The organism is Parazoarcus communis SWub3 = DSM 12120, assembly GCF_003226565.1.
In the GTDB taxonomy this organism is placed as follows: Bacteria; Pseudomonadota; Gammaproteobacteria; order Burkholderiales; family Rhodocyclaceae; genus Parazoarcus; species Parazoarcus communis.
The window spans coordinates 1-1352 of the sequence record NZ_QKOE01000066.1 but is presented as its reverse complement, the minus strand read 5'-3'; the positions used below and the strand labels follow the sequence as shown (position 1 = coordinate 1352).

The 1352-nt window shown below is 67.5% G+C and carries 1 protein-coding gene; it reads left to right on the top strand.

The genetic code is table 11. The features are described 5' to 3' along the window. Positions 1-130: 130 nt before the first annotated feature. The gene (gene istA / locus DNK49_RS23000; RefSeq protein ID WP_165843429.1) at positions 131-1351 is read left to right on the top strand and encodes an IS21 family transposase; all 1221 of its coding nucleotides are present in this window, start codon (positions 131-133) and stop codon (positions 1349-1351) included. Position 1352 lies beyond the last annotated feature (1 nt).

Here is a 1352-nt window from a genome sequence, read left to right as displayed (position 1 = left end):
CAGGCGACACCGTAAATTGACCCCCTGGCGACACGAGGAATGAACCCCCTCGTTCGCAAGGAGGCCATCGTTGGAAACGAAGCACATCGAGGTAGATCCTGTACGCCGTGTAGGTTGCGGAGGGCAGGAGATGTTGGAGCCGGAAGCGGTCACGACGATCGTTCGGTTGGGGCAGTCAGGTTGGGGAGCGAAGCGAATCTCCAGGGCGCTGGGCATCGCGCGCAACACGGTGCGGCGGTACCTGAGCGCGGGCGGGCCGGTGCCGTATAGGCAGCCACAGCGTGCCAGCGTGCTGGGCGGTCATGAGGCGTGGCTGCGGGAGCGTTTCCTTCAGCACCGGGGCAACTGCGACGTGGTGCGCCAGCAGCTGAGCAAGGAGCTCGGGATCGACACGAGCCTGCGCACGGTCGAGCGCGCGTGCCAAGGGTTCCGCCAGGAGCTCGAAGCCAGCCGGCGTGCGACGATCCGTTTCGAGACCGCGCCGGGCGAGCAGATGCAGATCGACTTCGGCCAGACCCGCGTGCTGATCGGAGGTGAATCGGTGCGGGTGTTCCTGTTCGTGGCGACGCTGGGCTATTCACGGCGGGGGTTTGCTTGTGCGTTCCGGCACGAGCGCCAGAGCGCGTGGTTCGCCGGGATCGAGGCGGCGTTTGCCCATTTCGGCGGACGGCCGCAGACCCTGCTCATCGACAACGCCAAAGCGCTGGTCGACAAGCACGACAGCCAGACGCGCCAGGTTCGGCTCAACAGCCGCTTCGAGGCGTTCTGCCGGCACTGGGACATCGCGGCCCGGGCGTGCGCCCCGTTTCGGGCCCGCACCAAGGGCAAGACCGAGAACGGCGTAGGCTACGTGAAGAAGAACGCCATCGCTGGTCACCCCTTCGAGAGTTGGGCGGCGATGGAGGCGCATCTGGCGCGCTGGCAGCGCGAGGTGGCCGATGTGCGCATCCACGGCACGACGGGCGTCTCGCCCGTTGAGCGCTTCGAGCTGGAGCGCGGGCATCTGCACCCGATCGCCGGGGTCGCCCCCTTCCTGCAGATGCGCGAACTTGTGCGTCGGGTCAATGCCGAGGGCTGCATCGAGCTGGACACCAACGCCTACAGCGTGCCGTGGCGGCTGATCGGTGAGACGGTTACGGTCATCGTCAGCGCCGACACGGTGGTGGTGGAGTATGCCGGCGAGGAAGTGGCCCGCCATGCGCAGCTCTCTGGCAGTCGCGGGCGCAGTATCGAGCGCAGCCACCTGCTGGGCGGGTCGCCACCTCCGGCCGAGATCGAAGCGCCGCCGCCCACCGATGCGCTGTTGCGTCCGCTGGCCGAGTACGAAGCCATTGCGGGAGGGGCTTGGTAAT